We start from the raw sequence: 19,965 nt of genomic DNA on the forward strand, positions 1-19,965 counted from the left end.
ACCACGTTGCTCACCGCACCCGCCCCTCGTCCGCGACCGCCGGCCCACCCTGTGCGCCCAGCACGCTCACCGCTCGGCCCCGCCGGTCGCCAGATCGCTCTCGCGCCGGGCGACCTCCACCCGGTCGGCGGCGCGGCGCAGCGCGTCGGCGCTCTCCGGGCCGGGCCGGGCCTGCGCCGTGCGGGTCAGGTAGCGGTCGGCCTCCTCGTCCAGCAGGCCCCGCACCCGGTCCAGGAGGTCGGCGCGGGCCTTGGTGGCGAGGGTACGCACCGCCTGGTCACCGAAGATCGCCTGAAGCACGGCCTGCGCGGCGACGGTGGTGCCCGCCCCGGTGGCCACCTCCAGCCCGGTGGGGATGAACGCGGTCGAGGCGAACACGGCGATCATCACGGCCAGGCCGGTGGCGTTCACCGCGTACGCGGCCGTGCGGGCCACGAACCGCTTGTCGCCGCCCTCCGCGCGCACCAGCTCCAGCACGCCGCGCTGCCAGTCGCGCACCAGCCGCTCGGCCCGCTCGGGAAGGTCGTCGGCCGGGCGGGCGAGCGCGGGATCGAGCAGCGCCGCGCCGGCGGGGTGCGCCTTCCACCCGGTGTAGGCCAGCTCGGCCGCCTCCGCGGCCACCCCGCGCAGCAGCGTGACCAGCTGGGACTCGATCGCGGTGCGCAGCTCGGTGGCGGGGGCCACGCGGCCGGTGAGCGCGGCGACCACCCGGTCGCGCAGCCGCCCGATCCGGGCCTCCAGGGTGCGGAAGAACTCGCCCGTGCCGACGAACTCCTGCCAACGGGCGAGCACCTCGCCGCGGAGCAGGCGGCCGTCGCTGAGCCCCTGCTCGACCGTCCGGTGCGCCCCCCGGTACGCGGCCCGCACGCGCTCGTCGAGCGCGTCGGCCGCCGCGGTCTGCTCCTCGGCGGCGTCGGCGAGCCCCGCGACGGCCGGGTGCAGCGCGGCCAGCGCCCCGTCCAGGGTCCGCCGGACGACGGCGGCGCGGGCGTTGGCGTCGGCGGCCAGCCGGTTGAGCCAGCCGGCCAGCGGGGCGGTGACCCGCTCGGGCAGGAGCCCCTGCCCGTCGACCCAGGTCTCCGGGAGCACGAAGAGCGGCGCCTGGTCGAGCCCCTGTTCGGCGAGCATCTCGGTGAGGTGGGCGGTGATCTCCTCGGCGGCCTCCGGTGGCACCCGGTCGAGCACCATGGCGATCACGGTGCCCCGGGCTCGGGCGCCGCGGAGCAGCTCCCAGGGGACGGCGTCGGCGTACCGGGCGGCGGTCGTGACGAACAGCCAGAGGTCGGCCGCGGCGAGCAACTGGCCGGCGAGCGCCCGGTTGGCGTCGACCACCGAGTCGATGTCCGGCGCGTCGAGGAGGGCCAGCCCGGGGGTGAGCGCCGGGGCGGTGACGACCTGGAGGGTGCGCGGGTCCTCGCTCGGCTCGCTGGTGCGGGTGAGGCCGGGCAGCAGCTCCCCCTGCCGGAACCAGGAGGTGTCGGTCGGGCTGCACACCAGGACCGGTGAGCGGGTGGTCGGGCGGAGCACGCCGGCGGCGCTCACCCGGGCCTGGACGAGGCTGTTGACGAGGGTCGACTTGCCCGCGCCGGTGGACCCGCCGACCACCACCAGCAGGGGTGCGTCGAGCCGGGCGAGCCGGGGGAGCACGTAGTCGTCGAGTTGGTCGGTGAGCGCGGTGGCGGCCCGCCGGGCGGGCTCGGCCGAGGGCAGGGCCAGCGGGAACCGGGCCGCCCCGATCGCGGCCCGCAGGGCGTCCAGCGCGGCGGGGAGCCCCTCGTCCCCACTGGCGGCGGGCGGGTCTTCCGCGGCGTCCGGCGAGCCGGTGCGGGCTGCGACGGCGGGCGCGCCGGGCTGGGTGGCGGGATCGCCGTGCGTCGTCACCGCTAAAGCGTGCCCGACCGACGCAAGGGAAGACAACCGATCAGTAGCATTGGGGGGTTGCGTCGGGTCGGCTCAACCCGACTTGACGATCTGCGGGTCCGTGGCACTATTGAGTCAAGTCCACTCAACTTGTGGTGGGTGCGCTGCGGGCGGTGCCCGTCACCTGCTCAACCTTTACGAAGCGAGGAAGCGAAGATGGCACGTGCGGTCGGTATCGACCTCGGCACGACGAACTCCTGCGTCAGCGTTCTCGAGGGCGGTGAGCCCACCGTCATCGCCAACGCTGAGGGCTCGCGGACGACCCCGTCGATCGTCGCGTTCGCCCGCAACGGCGAGGTGCTCGTCGGTGAGGTCGCCAAGCGTCAGGCGGTGACGAACCCGGACCGGACGATCCGGTCGGTCAAGCGGGAGATCGGCACCAACTGGTCGGTGGACATCGACGGCAAGAAGTACACCCCCCAGGAGATCTCCGCTCGGACCCTGATGAAGCTCAAGCGGGACGCCGAGGCGTACCTGGGTGAGCAGATCACCGACGCGGTGATCACCGTTCCGGCCTACTTCAACGACGGCCAGCGGCAGGCGACCAAGGAGGCCGGTGAGATCGCCGGCTTCAACGTGCTGCGGATCGTCAACGAGCCGACCGCGGCCGCCCTCGCGTACGGGCTGGACAAGGGCTCCAAGGAGCAGACCGTCCTGGTGTTCGACCTCGGCGGTGGCACCTTCGACGTCTCCCTGCTGGAGCTGGCCGAGGGCGTCATCGAGGTCAAGTCGACCAGCGGTGACAACAACCTCGGTGGTGACGACTGGGACCAGCGGATCATCGACCACCTGGTCAAGACGTTCCGCGGTGAGCACGGCATCGACCTCGCGCAGGACAAGATGGCCATGCAGCGGCTCAAGGAGGCCGCCGAGAAGGCCAAGATCGAGCTGTCCGCCGCCACCACCACCAACATCAACCTGCCGTACATCACGGCTGGTGCCTCCGGCCCGCTGCACCTGGACGTGACGCTGAGCCGCGCCGAGTTCCAGCGGATGACGCAGGACCTGCTGGACCGCTGCAAGGGTCCGTTCGAGCAGGCCGTGAAGGACGCCGGGATCAAGATCTCGGACATCGACCACGTGATCCTCGTCGGCGGCTCGACCCGTATGCCGGCCGTGACCGACCTGGTCAAGCAGCTCACCGGCAAGGAGCCCAACAAGGGCGTGAACCCCGACGAGGTCGTCGCCGTCGGTGCCGCCCTGCAGGCGGGTGTGCTCAAGGGTGAGGTCAAGGACGTCCTGCTGCTCGACGTGACCCCGCTGAGCCTGGGCATCGAGACCAAGGGCGGCATCTTCACCAAGCTGATCGAGCGCAACACCACCATCCCGACGAAGCGCTCCGAGGTCTTCACCACGGCCGACGACAACCAGCCGTCGGTGCTGATCCAGGTCTTCCAGGGCGAGCGGGAGATCGCGGCCTACAACAAGAAGCTCGGCACCTTCGAGCTGACCGGCCTCCCGCCGGCGCCGCGCGGCGTGCCGCAGATCGAGGTCACCTTCGACATCGACGCGAACGGCATCGTGAACGTCCACGCGAAGGACCTCGGCACCGGCAAGGAGCAGAAGATGACCATCACCGGCGGCTCCTCGCTGCCGAAGGATGACATCGAGCGCATGCGCCGGGACGCCGAGGAGCACGCGGAGGAGGACAAGCGCCGCCGCGACGAGGCCGAGACCCGCAACCTGGCCGAGGCGCTCCAGTGGCAGACCGAGAAGTTCCTCGCCGAGAGCGGCGACAAGCTGCCCGCGGAGAACCGCGACCAGCTCAACGAGGCGCTCGGCGAGCTGCGCAGCGCACTCGGCGGCCAGGACATCGAGAAGATCAAGTCGGCGCACGAGCGGCTGGCGCAGGTCTCCCAGCAGGCCGGTTCGCTGCTCTACTCGCAGCAGCAGTCCGAGCAGGGCCCGGCGGGCGGCCAGGCCGGCCCGGGCGCCGGGGCGACCGGCGGCACCCAGGCCGGCGGTCCCGACGACGTCGTCGACGCCGAGATCGTGGACGAGGACAAGAAGTGACGTTCCGCCCCCGACACGGACTCACGGCGAAGGGATGAGGTAGCCGCATGACGGAGAAGCCACGAGCCGCCGACCCGGGCGACACCGGTTCGGCGCCGGGTGGCTCCGCGCCCGCCGAGCCGGCCACCGGTGACGCGCCGCGGGTCGTCATCCGCAACAACCGCAAGATCAACCAGCCCGCCGAGCCGGAGGGGACCGCCGCCGACGCCGGGGCGGACGTTCCGGCGGAGGGCCTCGTCGAGGACGCCGAGGTCGTGGTGGACGAGATCGAGGTCGAGGCCGGCACGGTCGACGGGGCCCTCCCCGACGGCCCGCCGGTGGTGGACGCGCCCGCCGAACCGGTGGACGCCGCCACCAGCTCCACCCTCGGTGCCGAGCTGGAGGCGCTGCGCTCCGACCTGGACGAGCGGACCCGGGACCTGCAGCGGGTGACGGCGGAGTACGCCAACTACCGCAAGCGGGTCGAGCGGGACCGGGCCACGGTCGCCGAGCAGGCGACCGGCACGGTGCTCGCCGCGCTGCTGCCGATCCTGGACGACCTGGACCGGGCCCGGGAACACGGGGACCTGGTCGGGCCGTTCGGATCGGTGGCGGAGCAGCTCACCACGGCGCTCGGAAAGTTCGGGTTGACCCCGTTCGGCGAACAGGGCGACCCGTTCGACCCGACCCGGCACGAGGCGGTGGCCCACCAGACCTCGGCCGAGGTGACCGAGCCGACCTGCGTGCAGGTCATGCGGCGCGGTTACCAGCTCGGTGAGCGCCTGCTGCGGCCGGCGCTGGTCGCGGTCGCGGACCCGGAGTAGTGCCAAGCAGTGATCCGGTCGCCCCGCCCGCCGCATCGCGGCGGGCGGGGCGACCCGGACGGGACGGTCGGGAGGGGGTGGACCGGTGAGTTCCAAGGACTGGATCGAGAAGGACTTCTACGCCGTGCTCGGCGTCGACAAGACCGCCTCCGCGGACGAGATCAAGAAGGCGTACCGCAAGCTGGCCCGGGAGTCGCACCCGGACCACAACCCGGGTGATCCGAAGGCCGAGGAGCGGTTCAAGGCCGCGTCCGAGGCGTACAACGTGCTGTCGGACCCCGGCCGCCGCCGGGAGTACGACGAGATGCGCTCGCTCTTCGGCTCGGGGGCGTTCCGGCGCGGCGCCCGGGGCGCGGGCCAGCCGGGGGGCATGCCGTTCGACGTCTCCGACCTGTTCGGGGGCGCGGCCGGTGGTGGAGACCGGCGCTTCGGTGGCGCCGGCTTCTCCGACCTGTTCAGTTCGATCTTCAACGGCGGGGCGGCCGGCGCCACGGCGCCGCGCGGTCCGGCCCGCGGGCGGGACGTGGAGACCGAGGTCGCGCTCGACTTCGGCGACGCAGTGCGGGGCGTCACCCTGCCGCTCACCCTGCGTGCGCCGGGTGTCTGCGACACCTGCCACGGCAACGGGGCGAAGCCCGGCACGCAGCCGCGCACCTGCCCGGTCTGCCACGGCGCCGGGGTGACCACGCGCAACCAGGGTTCGTTCAGCTTCTCCGAGCCGTGCCGTAACTGCCAGGGCGTCGGGACGATCGTCGAGGAGAAGTGCCCGGAGTGCCACGGCACCGGTGGGGTCACCAAGACCCGGACCCTCAACGTCCGGTTCCCCGCCGGGGTGGCCGACGGCCAGCGGATCCGGCTGGCCGGGAGGGGCGAGCCGGGTGAGCGGGGCGGCCCGGCCGGCGACCTCTTCGTCCACGTGAAGGTCCGGCCCGACGAGCTGTTCGGCCGCAGCGGTGACGACCTGACGCTGACCGTGCCGATCACCTTCGCGGAGGCCGTGCTCGGCACGGACCTGCGGGTGCCCACGCTCGACGGCGCGGTGACGCTGCGCGTCCCGCCGGGCACGCCGAGCGGGCGGATCCTGCGGGCTCGCGGCAAGGGTGTGGTCCGCCGGGACGGGCAGGCGGGCGACCTGCTGGTGACACTGGACGTGGTGGTGCCCGCGCGGCTGTCGGACGAGGCGCGGGCGGCGCTGGAGACGTTCGCCGAGCAGACGCCGCCGGCGGCTCGGGAACATCTCGACGCACGGGTGCGTCGAGTCGGTTGACGCGGTGAATGGACGCGGAGGTGAGCAGGATGTCGGACGGGTACGCCGCTTCGCCGGATGACCCTGCCTACGAGGCCAAGGTCCTGATGATCTCGGTCGCGGCGCGGATGGCGGGCATGCACCCGCAGACGCTGCGCCAGTACGACCGGCTCGGCCTGGTGCAGGCCGGGCGTGCGGCGGGGGGTGGTCGCCGCTACAGCGTCCGGGACGTGGTGCTGCTGCGCGAGGTGCAGCGGCTCAGCCAGGACGACGGCATCAACCTCGCCGGGGTGAAGCGCATCATCGGTCTGGAACGCCTCCTCGAGGAGGCCCAGCAACGGGTCGCCCGGCTGGAGGCGGAGCTGGACGCCGCGTACCGCCGGATCGCGGAGCTGGAGGCGATCGTCCGCTTCCCGGGCCGCGACCTGGTGCCCACCAACCGCACCTCGACGGCGCTGGTGGTGTGGCGGCCGCGCCGCGGCCCCGACCGCTGACCCGACCCTCCCGTCCGGAGCTTCACGGCCCGGCCCGCTCGCTGGGTTTCCCGGCGGGGGCCGGGCCGTTCACGTTAACCTGCGAATGAGGTCCTTTCCGCTCAATCCGGACCTACCGGCATGGCAGGGGGAGCGATGACGGAGGCGGCGCGGCAGGTTGCTCAACAGGTGGAGGGCCGGCTCGACGCCGTCGCCGAGACGGTGCGGACCCGGTTCGAGGACGTCACCAGGAGAACGTTCGGCGACATCGTGACGGCGGGTCGCTTCGCCGGCCCGGACCAGGGAACGGACGGCGAGCGGGCGGAGATTCGACAGCGGGAGCCGGGCGGACGGGGCTGAGACCGTGCGCCGACGTGCGGGCCGGGACCCACGGGGGGTCCCGGCTCGTTCGCCGTTCGCGCCGGTCGGCGGCGCCGGGCTCGTCCCGCGCGGCGCGGCCGGTGCGGTGGCGATCCCCGGCGCGACCGTGCTCAGGCGATGCGGCGGTTCTCCCGCACCAGGCCGCCCTCGCACCAGTCCCGGTAGACGAAGAGCTCCGGCCGGGCCAGCAGCACCCGGCTGTTGTGCGCCCAGACGCGCATCAGCTCGTCGCCGTTCTTCTCGGCCTGCTCGACGAGCTTGCGGAAGCGGCGCTTGGGGTGGGCGCGGAAGTTAGTCCGGATGCCGTCGGCGGCGTAGATGTAGAGGCAGTGCAGGGCGAACCGGCGCGCCGGGCAGGACGGGTCCATCGCCAGGTCGAAGAGCGTCATCACCAGCCGGTCACCCGAGACCAGCAGATCCCAGTCGGGCGGCATCGAGGCCAACGGCACCGAGTCGGGGTGGTAGGCCCACGCGCGCAACTCCGCCGGCGACGGGTCGACGGGGTTGGCGAAGCCGTGGAACGTCGACTGCTGCACGCTCACCGGCCAACCTTCCGATCGCGCCCACAGTTGGCTCGGCCACCCGCGGACCTGGCTGCTGGGGCGACACGGTAACGCGGTACCGGCGAGTAGCGGTAGACCCTCCAGGGAGCAATTGCCCGACCGTTGGCCGGGCCGGGTCGACCATACGGCCGACCCGGCCCGCAAGGGCGATGGCCAGCGTCAATCCGCGACCGGCGCGGGCTCCCGCCGTTGGACGCTCGCGCGGCGGCGCAACCAGCGCTTGAACCACGCGGTGTCGGGCAGGCGGGCGAGCAGCGGCCCGGTCACCACGGTGATGAGCACGTACGCCGTGGCGAGCGCGGCGAGCTGTGGCTCGACGCTGCCGGCCGTGACCGCGAGCCCGGCGATGACGATGGAGAACTCACCCCGTGGGACGAGCGCGAGGCCGGCCCGCCAGCGGCCCGGCTCGGCGATGCCGACCCGGCGCGCGGCCAGATAGCCCGTGAGGGTCTTCGTCGCCATCGTGATGATCGCCAAGGCGATCGCCGGCAGCAGCACCGGCGGCATCTCCCGCGGATCGGTCGTCAACCCGAAGAAGACGAAGAACACCGCCGCGAAGAGGTCCCGCAGCGGGCTCAGCAGTTCGGTCGCGTGGTGCGCGACCGGCCCGGAGAGCGCGATGCCGACCAGGAACGCGCCGACGGCGGCCGACACCTGGAGCTCGGCGGCGAAGCCGGCCACCAGGAGGGTCATGCCGAGCACCCCGAGCAGCAACGCCTCGGCGTCCTTCGCGGACATGAAGGTGGAGATCGCCCCGCCGTAGCGGATGGCGACCACCAGCACCACCAGGACCGTGGCGACCGCGACGGTGAGCGCGATGCCGCCGCCCATCAGGCCGGTCCCGGCCAGGACGGCGGTCACCAGCGGCAGGTAGAGGGCCATGGCCAGGTCCTCGATGACGAGGACCGAGAGGATCACGGGAGTCTCCCGGTTACCCAGGCGGCCCAGGTCGCCGAGGACCTTGGCGATCACTCCGGACGAGGAGACCCAGGTGATGCCGGCGAGCACGAGCGCGGCCACCCAGTCCCAGCCGAGCAGCAGCGCGAAGGCGGCGCCGGGTAGCGCGTTGAGCAGTCCGTCGATCAGCCCGGCCGGGGCCGCCGACCGGAGGTTGCCGACGAGCTCGTTGGCCGAGTACTCCAGACCGAGCATCACCAGCAGCAGGATCACGCCGATCTCGGCGCCGACGGCGAAGAACTCCTCGCTGGCGTTGAGGGGCAGCAGCCCGCCGTGCCCGAACGCGAGGCCGGCGAGCAGGTAGAGCGGGATGGGCGACAGGCCGATCCGGCGGCTCAACCGGCCGAGAAGACCCAGCAGGAAGAGCAGCGCGCCGACCTCTATGAGCAGTGTGTTGGTCTCGTGCATCCTCGCCTCAGCCGTCCGGGTCACTGTCGGCGAGGATGGCGGTCACCCCGTCGAGACCCTGGCGGGTCCCGACCACGACCACCACATCACCGGCCGCGAAGCGGAAGGCCGGGTCCGGCGAGACGATCACCTCACCCTGGCGCAGCACCGCCACGATCGACGCTCCGGTCTTGGTGCGGGCCTTGGTGTCGCCGAGCTTCCGGTTGACGTACGGCGAGCCGGCCGGAATGGCGATCTGCTCGGTGAGCAGCCCGGCGGCCTGCTCCCGCAGCCCGGAGAGCTGACCGAGCATCAGCGACGCGCCGAGGATGTCGGCCAGCGCCTCGGCCTCGTCGTCGGTCAGCGGGATGTCGGCCTGGCAGGAATCGGGGTCGTCCGGGTCGTACAGGACGAGGTCGCGACGACCGTTTCGGTGGGAGACCACGCCCACCCGGCGCCCGGACTCCGTCACCAGGTCGTGACGTACGCCGATTCCCGGCAGCGCGGTCTGTTCGACTCGTACTCGCACCCGCTCAACGCTACCGCGTTCACTCGCGTCGATGCTCGTACCGTGACCACGGCCTATCCCGGCACACCGCCGCGGGTGCCGGTGATCGACCTCACCGGTCGCCCACCTTCCGAGAGGTGGGCGACCGGGCGGCGGGTCCGGACAGCTCGGCGGATCAGCGGAGGCCGGCGAAGAACTCCTGGATGTCCTTCACGAGCACCTCGGGGACCTGGTGGGCCGCGTAGTGGCCGCCGACGTCACCACGTCCGTCGACGTCCGTGTCGTACGCCGTCCACCGCACGATGGCGGCGTGGTCCCGCTCGGCGAACCGGCGGATCGACTGGAAGTCGCCGGGGAACATGGCCAGCGCGGTCGGCACGGTGGTCGGACCGGTCGGGGTGTCACCGGCGTGCGCGTCCTCCCAGTAGAACCGCATCGCCGAGGCGGCCGTGCCGGTGAGCCAGTAGAGCGCGACGTTGGCCAGGATGAAGTCGGCGTCGAGGCCCTCGTCGAAGAGCTGCGCGTTCCACGCGAGCAGCCCGACCGGCGAGTCGGCCAGCGCGTAGGCCAGGGTCTGCGGTTGCTGGCTGTGCACCTGGTTGAAGGAGAACTTGTTCTCGTAGAACCACTGGAGGTGCCGCAGTGCCGCCTGGTCGGCCTCGGACAGCCCGGCGAACTCGGCCGGGTCGCCGGACGGGAACGAGAACAGCTGGGTGACGTGCACCCCGAGCACGTGTTCGGGGTCGATCCGGCCGACCTCCGGTGAGACGAGCGAGCCCCCGTCGTTGCCGACCGCGCCGTACCGCTCGTACCCGAGCCGGCTCATCAGCTCGGCCCAGGCCCGGGCCGTGCGCCAGCGGTTCCAGCCGGCGCTGCGGGTCGGCCCGGAGAACCCGAAACCCGGCAGCGACGGGATCACCAGGTGGAATGCGGGCGCCGCGGGGTCGGCCGGCGCGGTGAGCGGCTCGATCACGTCGAGGTACTCGATGACCGACCCGGGCCAGCCGTGGGTGAGCACGAGCGGCACGGCGTCCGGCCGGGCGGATCGGACGTGCAGGAAATGGATCTGCTCGCCGTCGATCTCGGTGACGAACTGCGGGTGGTCGTTCAGCCGGGCCTCGACCGCCCGCCAGTCGAACGTCTCCAGCCACCGGGTGGCGAGGTCGCGGACCCGGGCAGAGGGCATGCCGTACGCGGAGCCGGCGTCGGGCAGCTCGGCGGGCCAGATGGTGCGGCGCAGCCGGTCGGTGAGGTCGTCGAGCGCGGCCTGCGGGACCTCGGCGCGGAACGGACGGATCGCGGTGCCGGTCATCTCTCGCTCCTTCAGAACGGAATGCTTCGTTCCGCTCGACAGTAACAGAGCGGAACGATCCGTTCCAGTGTTATCGTCGATCCATGTCGAGCCCGACCGGAAAGACCACCCCGCCCCTCGCCGGCCGCCGCGCGCAGGCGGCCCGCAACGACGAGGTGATCCTCGACGCGGCCCGCGCCGTCTTCCTCGACGACCCGAAGGCGCCGATCGCGGCCGTCGCCGAGCGTGCCGGAGTCGGCATCAGCGCCCTCTACCGGCGCTACGCGGGCAAGGAGGAACTCCTCCGCACGCTCTGCCGCGACGGCCTGCGGCGGTACGTGACCGAGGCCGAGACGGCGCTCGCCGACACGGACGGATGGCGCGCCTTCGCCGGCTTCCTGGAGCGGGTGGTCGATGCCGACGTGCACTCGCTGACCGTGCACCTGGCCGGCACGTTCACCCCTACCGAGGAGATGGGCCGGGACGCGGTGCGGGCGAACGAACTCACCGCCGCGCTGGTCGAGCGTGCCCGGGACGACGGGCGGCTCCGGCCCGATCTGGTCGTGCAGGACGTCGGGCTGCTGCTGGAGGCGTGCGCCGCGGTGCGCGTGCCGGATCCGGAGCGCACCCGGCAGCTGCGCCGGCGGCAGCTCGCGGTGCTGCTCGCCGGCCTGTCCGCCGGGCCGGGCCGCGAGCCGCTGCCCGGGCCGCCACCCGCGCCGGGCGAGTTCGACTGGCGCTGGCGACGGCGTGGGTGATCGGGGTCACACCGCCAGGGTTGAGCGGAATAGGCTCAACTCTGGTTGTGTCCTTCCTAGCGGACCTGTCGATCCGGGGGAGTCATGAACACGGAACGTCTCACCACCAAGAGCCGCGAGACCATCACCGGTGCCGTCGCGCTGGCGAACCAGCGCGGCCACGCCACCGTGGAGCCCTGGCACCTGTTGCTGTCACTGCTGGACACCGAGGGCTCGACCGCCGGTGGCCTGCTGCGCGCCGTCGGGGCCGACCCCGCCGAGCTGCGCCGGGTCGCCCAGCGCGCGGTCGACGCCCTGCCCGCCGCCCGCGGCTCCAGCATCGCCGAGCCGACCCTGGCCCGCGAGTTCGTCAACGCCATCGGCGCCGCCGAGCAGATCGCCCGCCCGCTGGGCGACGAGTACACCTCCACCGAGCACCTGCTGGCCGGCCTCGCCCGGGTGGGCGGCGCGGTGGCGAGCGCCCTGAAGACCGCCGGCGCCACCGAGGAGAACCTGGTCGCCGCCTTCCCGACCGTCCGCGGCGGCGACCGGCGGGTGACCACCGCCGACCCGGAGCAGACGTACCAGGCGCTGGCCAAGTACGGCGTCGACCTGACCGAGCGGGCCCGGGAGGGCCGCATCGACCCGGTCATCGGGCGGGACTCGGAGATCCGCCGGGTGATCCAGGTGCTGTCCCGGCGTACCAAGAACAACCCGGTCCTGATCGGTGAGCCGGGCGTCGGCAAGACCGCGATCGTCGAGGGCCTGGCCCAGCGGATCGTCGCCGGTGACGTGCCCGAGTCGCTCCGGAACAAGAAGCTCGTCTCGCTCGACCTGGGCGCCATGGTGGCCGGTGCGTCGTACCGGGGGCAGTTCGAGGAGCGGCTGAAGTCCGTCCTGGAGGAGATCAAGAACTCGGACGGGCAGGTCATCACGTTCCTCGACGAGCTGCACACCGTGGTCGGCGCCGGCAAGGGCGAGGGCTCGATGGACGCCGGCAACATGCTCAAGCCGATGCTCGCCCGCGGTGAGCTGCGCATGGTCGGCGCGACCACGCTGGACGAGTACCGCGAGCACATCGAGAAGGACCCGGCGCTGGAGCGGCGCTTCCAGCCGGTGCTGGTCGGCGAGCCGACCATCGAGGACACCATCGGCATCCTGCGCGGGCTCAAGGAGCGCTACGAGGTGCACCACGGCGTCCGCATCACCGACGCCGCCCTGGTCGCGGCCGCCACCCTCTCCGACCGCTACATCACCGACCGCTTCCTCCCCGACAAGGCGATCGACCTGGTCGACGAGTCCGCGTCCCGGCTGCGCATGGAGATCGACTCGAGGCCGGTCGAGGTGGACGAGATCGAGCGCGCGGTGCGCCGGCTGGAGATCGAGGAGATGGCGCTCGCGAAGGAGCCGGACGACGCCTCCGCCGAGCGGCTGGAGCGGCTGCGCCGCGAACTGGCCGACAAGCGTGAGCAGCTCACCGCGCTCTCCGACCGCTGGAAGCTGGAGAAGGACCACATCACCAAGCTCTCCACCGCCAAGGAGGAGCTGGAGCGGCTCGGTGGCGAGGCGGAGCGGGCCGAGCGCGACGGTGAGCTGGAACGCGCCGCCGAGCTGCGGTACGGCCGGATCCCGGAGCTGAAGGCCGACCTGGCGAAGGCGGAGGAGGAGCTGGCCCGCCTCCAGGCCGACGGCGCGATGCTGAAGGAGGAGGTCGGCGCGGACGACATCGCCGCCGTGGTCGCCTCCTGGACGGGCATCCCCGCCGGCCGGCTGCTGGAGGGCGAGACGGCCAAGCTGCTGCGGATGGAGGAGTCGCTCGGCTCCCGGGTCGTCGGCCAGCCGGAGGCCGTCGCCGCGGTCTCCGACGCCGTACGCCGGGCCCGCGCCGGTGTCGCCGACCCCGACCGGCCGACCGGCAGCTTCCTCTTCCTCGGCCCCACCGGTGTCGGCAAGACGGAGCTGGCGAAGGCCCTCGCCGAGTTCCTCTTCGACGACGAGCGGGCCATGGTCCGCATCGACATGAGCGAGTACGGCGAGAAGCACTCCGTCGCCCGCCTGGTCGGCGCCCCGCCCGGCTACGTCGGCTACGAGGAGGGCGGCCAACTCACCGAGGCGGTGCGCCGCCGGCCGTACTCGGTGATCCTGCTGGACGAGGTCGAGAAGGCCCACCCCGACGTCTTCGACATCCTGCTCCAGGTGCTCGACGACGGGCGGCTCACCGACGGCCAGGGCCGGACGGTGGACTTCCGCAACACCATCCTGATCCTCACCTCGAACCTCGGGTCGTCGGTGATCAGCGACCTCACGGTCACCGAGGAGCAGCGTCGGGAGGGCGTGCTCGCCGTGGTCCGCTCGCACTTCAAGCCGGAGTTCCTCAACCGGCTCGACGACGTGGTGGTCTTCGCCGCGCTCGGCGGCAACGACCTGCGGGCCATCGTGGACATCCAGCTCTCCCGGATGCGGAAGCGGCTGGCCGACCGCCGGCTGGGCCTCGACATCACCGACGCGGCCCGCGAGTGGCTGGCCGAGCACGGATACGACCCGATCTACGGCGCCCGCCCGCTGCGCCGGCTCGTGCAGTCCGCCATCGGCGACCAGCTCGCCCGGGCCCTGCTGGCGGGCCAGATCCGCGACGGTCAGACGGTCAAGGTCGACCTGGCGCCCACCAGGGAAGCCCTGACGGTGACGCCGGCCTGATCGCCGCTCCTCCTCCGCTCGGCCGGGAGGTTCGCGTCCCCGGACGCGAACCTCCCGGCCACGAGGTGGACAGCCGGCGCGAGGGGGAAAGGAAGAGGCATGGTCGGGTTCGGAAAGCGGCGGGCGGGTGCGGGTCTGCGACGCGCGGTCGAGGAGCTGTCGCGGGCCGACACCCTCGCCTTCGGAGGGGTCGGGTTCGCCGGGACGGTGCTCCCGGTGACCGAGGCGTACCAGCAGGTGGAGGCCGCGCTGGCCGACCACCCCGAGGACGTCCGCGAACACCTCGACCGGCTGCTCGCCGACGGATCGCCGGCCGGCCGGGCGTACGCGGCCACGCTGCTGGAACGGGTCGACCCGGCGGCCGCCCGGGCCGCGTGGACGACGCTGCGCGGCGATCCGGGCGAGTTCACCACCTACCACGGCTGCGTGTTGGGCCGGACCACGCTGGGCGAGTACGCCGTCGAACGCCTCGCCCGGTCCTGACCCGTCCGCGCTGCGGCGGGTGACCGGCCGCTCACCCGGTGGTCTGCGCGAATCCCCAGGTGCGCGGGGTTGTTACCGTCTGCGCCGACGTACCGGGGAGGGTGGTCGGTGAACGGGTGGGTGGCGTACCTGGTGACGGCGGTGGGCTGTCTGGTCGGGGTGGCCGGGGTGGTGGTGGCCGTGCTGGCCGTGCGCCGGTCCCGGCGGCGGCCGACGGGCACGGCACCGGCCGACCCGTTGCGGGACCGCGACGCCGACGCGCTGCGCGGCGACCCCCGGCGCCTGCGACCCGGCGACGTCGTGGAGATCCGCCAGGTGTCCTATCTGGTACGCGGCACGGTCCGGCTGGTCGAGGGCGGCTGGAGCTGGGCCGAGCACCTGCTCGACGACGCGGAGGGCGTCCGGCGCTGGCTCTCCGTCGAGGAGGATCCCGAGCTGGAACTGGTGCTCTGGGCCGCCGAGCCGGGCGCCACCGTCACCCCGGGCGCCCCGACCATCGACTTCGCGGGCCGCCGCTACTCCTGGCAGGAGTCCGGGCAGGCGCGGTACACCGCCACCGGCACCACCGGCCTCGCGCCGACCGGCACGATGCGGTACCACGACTACCAGGCGCCCGGCGGGGCGCGGCTCTCCTTCGAGGCGTACGGCGAGGCGGGCTGGGAGGTCGCCCGGGGCGAGGTGCTGCACCGCGCCGAGGTGATGATCTACCCGCAGGCGGAGGAGCACTGAGTGCTGGTCACCCTGGACGCCCCGTACGTCGACACGAGCGCGGCCGACCTCAGCCTCACCCTCGACGACCCCGAACGACCCGCGCTGCACGTGCTCGACCTCGCCCTGCCCGGCCCGGTCCGGCTGGAGTTGCGGCTGCTCGGCGCCTCGCACCAGGTGGTGCTGCGCGCGGGTGACGCGGCGCTCACCGAGACCGTGGCCTGTGTGCCCGGCCGGCCGCCCGAGCTTCCCGCCACGGTGCTCGACGAGGACGGCGGCTACCGGTTCGCCGCGACCGTGCTCCGGCCGTCCGGCGGCGACCTGCGCGCGCGGGTCGCCGCGCTCCGCGCGGAGCTGGCCGACGACCCGTACGCCCTGGTGGGCGTGTTCCCGGGCGACCCCGACGCGGTGACGGCGCTCGCCGTCCGGCCGCGGCCGCCGGACGGCACGGTGGCCTGGCGGACCTGGCACGCCTATCCGCAGACGAACGAGCTGGTCCTGACCGAGACGGTGGTGGCGCTGCGATGACGTACCGACGGTGGTTCGTGGTGGGAGCGGCCTTCGCGGTGATCGGCGCGCTGGTCGCCGCCTTCGCGATCTTCTACGGCAACTTCTCCCCGCGCGGCTACGTCGAGGACCGCTACACCCGTGACCCCGGTCGGGACATCGGGCGGGAGGCGGTCGCCTACACCTCCGCCCGTACGCCGAGCCAGGTGGCGAAGGAGATCACGGACGCCTGGCAGCCGGCCGACCAGTACGTCGACGCCAGCGGGGTCTACCTGCGGTACGACGACGACTCGGTGGTCATCCTGCCGAGCGCCACCGGCTCGGTGATCCTGCTCGAGCGACTCACCACCGCCTACCCGCGCTACCACTCCACGGTCGGTTCCTACTGGGGATGGGGACGTGGCAGCACGGTGCGCGGCGGCGGTCCCGGCTCCGGCAAGTAGCTCTCGGCACACCCCCTCACCCCTGGAGCACCCGTGCAGACCCTCGTCACCGATCTCCTGGTCACCCTCGCCTACGGCGTGGTCGGCGTACTGCTGATGGGCATCGGCTACGCCCTGGTCGACGTGGCCACCCCCGGTCGGCTCAAGGAGCTGATCTGGACCGACCGGAACCGCAACGCGGCCCTGCTGCTGGCCTCGAACCTGGCCGGCGTCGGCATCATCGTGGTGGCCGCGATCGCCGCCAGCGACGACGACCTCGTGCTCGGCATCGTCGGCGCGGCCGCGTACGGCATCCTCGGCCTGGTGATCATGGCGGCCGCGTTCCTGCTGCTCGACGCCGCCACCCCCGGCCGGCTGGGGCAGATCCTCGTCGACCCGGAGCCGCACCCGGCGGTGTGGGTCTCCGCCGTCGTCCACCTGGCCACCGGCGCGATCATCGCGGCGGCGATCAGCTGATGGCCGGCAAGCGGCCGACTCCGGCGAAGCCCGGCACGACGAGGAGCCGGTGGAAGACCGCCGCGGTCATCGGCGCCGTGGTGGTCGTGCTCGGGGGCTTCTGCGTCGCGGGGGCGCTCAGCGGCGACGGCGACGACCTCTCGGTGCCCCCGCCGACCAGCACCGAACGCGCGGACACCGTGCCGATCCTGGCGCGGGCGGCCGACGCGCAGGGGATCTGCTACGGCTGGCACCTCCGGGACGGCACGACGGTCGTCAGCTCCGGCTCGAACCTCGGCGACGGGGTGGCCGTCGGAGCCGACCCGAGATGCCCACGCTGGGTGCGGGTCGTCGCCGACGTCACGTACGTCTCGGAGAGCAGCGAGTCGGACGACTACGCGTACGTGACCGTCGACGGCTCGGCCGACGTGGACCCGGGTGACCTGCTGGCCGTCGAGTCCGGCCTGGAGCGGTTCGGGCTCACCGACGACGTGTTCGTCGACGACCCGGGTTGGGCGGTGACCCGGGCCGCGGTGAGCCTGCCCCTGCTGCTCGCCGAGGCCGGTGCGGCCGCTCCGGCCCCGGTGGCCACGGCGGCTCCGGTCGTCAGGCCCGCGCCGCTGCCGGACGCCGGCAACGACCTGTGGCGGGACCGCCGGGGCTATCTCCTCGCGGCCGGCGGGCTGCTGCTGCTCACCGCGCTGCTCGTCACGATCGGGTTGGTGCAGCGGCGGCGGGAACGGCGGTCCGACGCCCGCCGGTCGGGCTCGGCGGCGGCCCGCGCGCGTACACCGGAGCGACGGTGACCACGGTGGGGCGGGAACGGCCGCGGCGGCGCGTCGCTCGGGCCGGCGTGCTGGCCGCGGTCTTCGTCTGCGCCGCCTGCGGTCTGGTCTACGAGCTGGCGCTGGTCGCCCTCGGCAGCTACCTGATCGGGGACAGCGTCGGTCAGGCGTCCATCGTGCTCGGGGTGATGGTCTTCGCGATGGGCGTCGGCGCGCTGGCCGCCAAGCCGTTGCAGTCCCGCGCCGCCGCGGCGTTCGCCGCGATCGAGCTGGCTCTGGCGCTGCTGGGTGGGCTCTCCGTGCTCGGCCTGTACGCCGCCTTCGCCTGGCTGGACCTCTACGGCCCGGCGCTCGTGGGCACCGCGTTCGTGCTCGGCCTGCTGATCGGCGCGGAGATCCCGCTGCTCATGGTGCTGCTGCAACGGATCCGGAAGCAGGCGGCGGGCAGCGCCGTGGCCGACCTGTTCGCGGCCGACTACGTCGGCGCCCTGCTCGGCGGGCTCGCCTTCCCGTTCCTGCTGCTGCCGGCCTTCGGGCAGCTCAAGGGCGCGATAGTGGTCGGCGCGGTCAACGCCGTGGCCGGGCTCGCCCTGGTCGGCACGGTCTTCCGGCGCGAGCTGGGCCCCCGCGCCCGGGTCGGGCTCGCCGCCGGCGCCGTCGTGGTCGCCCTCTCTCTCGGGTACGCCTGGGTGACGGCACGCGACTTCGAGGTGACCGCCCGGCAGCAGCTCTACCGCGACCCGGTGGTGTACGCGGAGCGCAGCCGCTACCAGGAGATCGTGCTGACGCGGTCGGTGCGGGAGGCGGGTCACTCCGAGACCGACCTGCGGCTCTACCTCAACGGCGACCTCCAGTTCAGCTCGGTGGACGAGTACCGCTACCACGAGGCGCTCGTGCACCCGGTGCTGAACGGCCCGCGTGCCGAGGTGTTGGTGCTCGGTGCGGGCGACGGGCTCGCCGTCCGCGAACTGCTGCGGTACCCGGACGTGCGGCGGATCACCGTGGTCGACCTGGATCCCGCCGTGGTGGGGTTGGCCCGTACCGAGCCGCAGCTGCGCCGGCTCAACGGGGACGCCTTCGCCGACGCGCGGGTGCGGGTGGTCAACGCGGACGCCTTCGCGTGGCTGCGCGGCAACACGCAGCGCTTCGACGCGGTCATCGCTGACCTGCCCGACCCCGACGAGACCGCCACCGCGAAGCTCTACACCGTCGAGTTCTACGCGCTGGTCCGCGCCGCCCTCGGTGGCGGCGGCCGGCTGGTGGTCCAGGCCGGTTCCCCGTACTTCGCGCCCCGGTCGTACTGGTCGATCGAGGCCTCGCTGCGTGAGGCCGGGCTCGCCACCGTGCCGTACCACGTGGACGTGCCGTCCTTCGGCGACTGGGGCTTCCTGCTCGCGGCGCCCGGCGAGGTCCCGCCCGCGCTCGCGCTGCCCACGGCCGCGCCCCGCCTGCGCTTCCTGGACGCCGCGACGCTCGCCGCCGCCGCCACCTTCCCCGCGGACCGGGGACGGCTCACGGTGCCCGCCTCCACCCTCCTCGCGCCACGGGTGTTGGAGTACGCCCGCGCCGAGTGGCGCGGCTACTGACGCCACGTCCGGTCCCGCCGGCCCGCCGGGCGTCGTGTCCTGCCGAGGTGGCCCGATCCCGATACGGTGTGGGCGCGATCTAGGGAAGGAGCATCGTGGTGGTCGATCCCCACAGCCCGCCGGCCCGGTCACGGCCGAGCGTGGTGACGATTTCCAGCTATCTGTTGATACTCTTCGCCGTCCTCCAGGTGATCGGCCTGATCATCACCCTGGCCACCATCGGCACGATCCGTGACGTGCTGCAGGACGCCTACAGCGGCACGTCGGGCGAGACCGCCGACGCGGTCGCCGGCGTCACCTTCGCGATCGGCATCGGCGCCGCGGTCTTCTCGCTGCTGCTGGCGGTCGGCCTGGTCGTCCTCGCGATGCTGAACAACCGCGGCAAGAACGGTTCGCGGATCACGACCTGGATCATCGGCGGCATCATGATCTGCTGCTCGGGCGGCAACCTGATCAGCGGTGCGGCGGGTGGCCTCGGTGGCGCGACCGGCACGACGGGTAACACCGGCGGGGACATGCCGAGCCCGGACGAGGTCCAGCGCCGGCTCGACGAGGCGCTGCCCGGCTGGTTCACTCCGGTCAACACGCTGCTCGGCGTGATCGGCGTGCTCGCCCTGATCGCCGCGCTGATCCTGCTGGCGCTGCCGAAGGCGAACGAGTTCTTCCGCAAGCCGCAGCCCGCCTGGGAGCCGCCGGTGCCCGGTGGCGCCTACCCGGCGGCCCCCGGCTACCCGCAGGTGCCGGGCCAGCCCGGCTACCCGCCCTCCAGCGAGCCGGGTTACCCGCCGACCCCCGGCTATCCGCCCTCCGGCGAGCCGGGCTACCCGCCCACCCCGGGTTACCCGCCTGCCGGTCAGCCGCCGTCGTCGGGCGAGGCCGGCGACCAGCCGCCCCCGTCCGACCGGCCCGGCTCCACCCCGCCGCCGGTGAGCTGAGTACCGGACACGGACGACGTCCACGGGTCCCTCCGATAGGTTGCAGTCGACGCCTACCGGAGGGACCCGTCGTGTCGTACCCCCACCCGACGCCGGCCCGTCGGCCC

The 19,965-nt window shown here is 73.2% G+C and carries 20 protein-coding genes; 15 read left to right on the forward strand and 5 right to left on the reverse strand.

Annotation, left to right across the window (positions count from 1 at the left end):
- Positions 1-66 precede the first annotated feature (66 nt).
- Positions 67-1,881 carry an ABC transporter gene (locus tag SM573_RS13335; protein ID WP_474616186.1) on the reverse strand — a complete coding sequence of 605 codons (1,815 nt, stop codon included), beginning with the start codon at positions 1,879-1,881 and terminating at the stop codon, positions 67-69.
- Positions 1,882-2,076: 195 nt separating this feature from the next.
- Between SM573_RS13335 and dnaK the strand changes: the two genes are divergently transcribed.
- The 5 genes from dnaK to SM573_RS13360 all read left to right on the forward strand — a co-directional run bounded on the left by dnaK (position 2,077) and on the right by SM573_RS13360 (position 6,815).
- Positions 2,077-3,933: a molecular chaperone DnaK gene (gene dnaK / locus SM573_RS13340; RefSeq protein WP_474613298.1), complete on the forward strand. Its 1,857-nt coding sequence runs from the start codon at positions 2,077-2,079 to the stop codon at positions 3,931-3,933.
- A gap of 47 nt (positions 3,934-3,980) precedes the next feature.
- Entirely contained in the window at positions 3,981-4,736 is a 756-nt protein-coding gene (gene grpE / locus SM573_RS13345) for a nucleotide exchange factor GrpE (protein ID WP_474613297.1), read from the forward strand.
- 85 nt (positions 4,737-4,821) lie between these two features.
- On the forward strand, positions 4,822-6,003 hold the full coding sequence (dnaJ, locus tag SM573_RS13350; RefSeq protein ID WP_474616187.1) for a molecular chaperone DnaJ: 1,182 nt from the start codon (positions 4,822-4,824) through the stop codon (positions 6,001-6,003).
- A 29-nt stretch (positions 6,004-6,032) separates the two neighbouring features.
- A complete protein-coding gene (locus SM573_RS13355) occupies positions 6,033-6,476 on the forward strand; it encodes a heat shock protein transcriptional repressor HspR (protein ID WP_474613295.1) in 444 nt (147 codons plus the stop codon).
- A 135-nt stretch (positions 6,477-6,611) separates the two neighbouring features.
- Entirely contained in the window at positions 6,612-6,815 is a 204-nt protein-coding gene (locus SM573_RS13360) for a hypothetical protein (protein WP_474613294.1), read from the forward strand.
- A 131-nt stretch (positions 6,816-6,946) separates the two neighbouring features.
- Here the strand turns inward: SM573_RS13360 and SM573_RS13365 are convergent, their stop codons facing one another.
- The 4 genes from SM573_RS13365 to SM573_RS13380 all read right to left on the reverse strand — a co-directional run bounded on the left by SM573_RS13365 (position 6,947) and on the right by SM573_RS13380 (position 10,563).
- Positions 6,947-7,378, reverse strand: coding sequence for a hypothetical protein (locus SM573_RS13365; RefSeq protein ID WP_474613293.1), 432 nt, complete (start codon positions 7,376-7,378; stop codon positions 6,947-6,949).
- 180 nt (positions 7,379-7,558) lie between these two features.
- The gene (locus SM573_RS13370; protein ID WP_474613560.1) at positions 7,559-8,764 is read right to left on the reverse strand and encodes a cation:proton antiporter; all 1,206 of its coding nucleotides are present in this window, start codon (positions 8,762-8,764) and stop codon (positions 7,559-7,561) included.
- Positions 8,765-8,771: 7 nt separating this feature from the next.
- The gene (locus tag SM573_RS13375; protein WP_474613292.1) at positions 8,772-9,272 is read right to left on the reverse strand and encodes a cation:proton antiporter regulatory subunit; all 501 of its coding nucleotides are present in this window, start codon (positions 9,270-9,272) and stop codon (positions 8,772-8,774) included.
- A 154-nt stretch (positions 9,273-9,426) separates the two neighbouring features.
- Positions 9,427-10,563 (reverse strand): epoxide hydrolase family protein, encoded by a 1,137-nt coding sequence (locus SM573_RS13380; protein WP_474613291.1) that lies wholly within the window; start codon positions 10,561-10,563, stop codon positions 9,427-9,429.
- An 83-nt stretch (positions 10,564-10,646) separates the two neighbouring features.
- On the opposite strand from SM573_RS13380, the gene SM573_RS13385 reads away from it, so the two are divergent.
- The 10 genes from SM573_RS13385 to SM573_RS13430 all read left to right on the forward strand — a co-directional run bounded on the left by SM573_RS13385 (position 10,647) and on the right by SM573_RS13430 (position 19,858).
- Positions 10,647-11,300: a TetR/AcrR family transcriptional regulator gene (locus SM573_RS13385; RefSeq protein ID WP_474613290.1), complete on the forward strand. Its 654-nt coding sequence runs from the start codon at positions 10,647-10,649 to the stop codon at positions 11,298-11,300.
- 84 nt (positions 11,301-11,384) lie between these two features.
- Complete coding sequence (clpB, locus tag SM573_RS13390) at positions 11,385-13,976, forward strand: ATP-dependent chaperone ClpB (RefSeq protein ID WP_474613289.1); 2,592 nt, start codon at positions 11,385-11,387, stop codon at positions 13,974-13,976.
- Positions 13,977-14,075: 99 nt separating this feature from the next.
- Positions 14,076-14,459, forward strand: coding sequence for a hypothetical protein (locus SM573_RS13395; RefSeq protein WP_474616188.1), 384 nt, complete (start codon positions 14,076-14,078; stop codon positions 14,457-14,459).
- Between the two features lie 108 nt (positions 14,460-14,567).
- On the forward strand, positions 14,568-15,188 hold the full coding sequence (locus SM573_RS13400; protein WP_474616189.1) for a DUF4178 domain-containing protein: 621 nt from the start codon (positions 14,568-14,570) through the stop codon (positions 15,186-15,188).
- Complete coding sequence (locus SM573_RS13405; protein WP_474616190.1) at positions 15,189-15,695, forward strand: DUF2617 family protein; 507 nt, start codon at positions 15,189-15,191, stop codon at positions 15,693-15,695.
- Positions 15,692-16,117, forward strand: a complete 426-nt coding sequence (locus SM573_RS13410) for a DUF4247 domain-containing protein (protein WP_474616191.1) — start codon at positions 15,692-15,694, stop codon at positions 16,115-16,117. Before SM573_RS13405 ends, SM573_RS13410 begins: the two co-directional genes overlap by 4 nt.
- A gap of 33 nt (positions 16,118-16,150) precedes the next feature.
- Positions 16,151-16,573, forward strand: coding sequence for a DUF350 domain-containing protein (locus tag SM573_RS13415; RefSeq protein WP_474616192.1), 423 nt, complete (start codon positions 16,151-16,153; stop codon positions 16,571-16,573).
- Positions 16,573-17,358: a hypothetical protein gene (locus SM573_RS13420; RefSeq protein ID WP_474612496.1), complete on the forward strand. Its 786-nt coding sequence runs from the start codon at positions 16,573-16,575 to the stop codon at positions 17,356-17,358. The genes SM573_RS13415 and SM573_RS13420 overlap by 1 nt, the downstream gene beginning before the upstream one ends.
- 5 nt (positions 17,359-17,363) lie before the next feature.
- The gene (locus SM573_RS13425; RefSeq protein ID WP_474612885.1) at positions 17,364-18,923 is read left to right on the forward strand and encodes a polyamine aminopropyltransferase; all 1,560 of its coding nucleotides are present in this window, start codon (positions 17,364-17,366) and stop codon (positions 18,921-18,923) included.
- A gap of 98 nt (positions 18,924-19,021) precedes the next feature.
- Positions 19,022-19,858: a hypothetical protein gene (locus SM573_RS13430; protein WP_474616193.1), complete on the forward strand. Its 837-nt coding sequence runs from the start codon at positions 19,022-19,024 to the stop codon at positions 19,856-19,858.
- Positions 19,859-19,965 lie beyond the last annotated feature (107 nt).

Source organism: Micromonospora xinjiangensis, assembly GCF_056150165.1.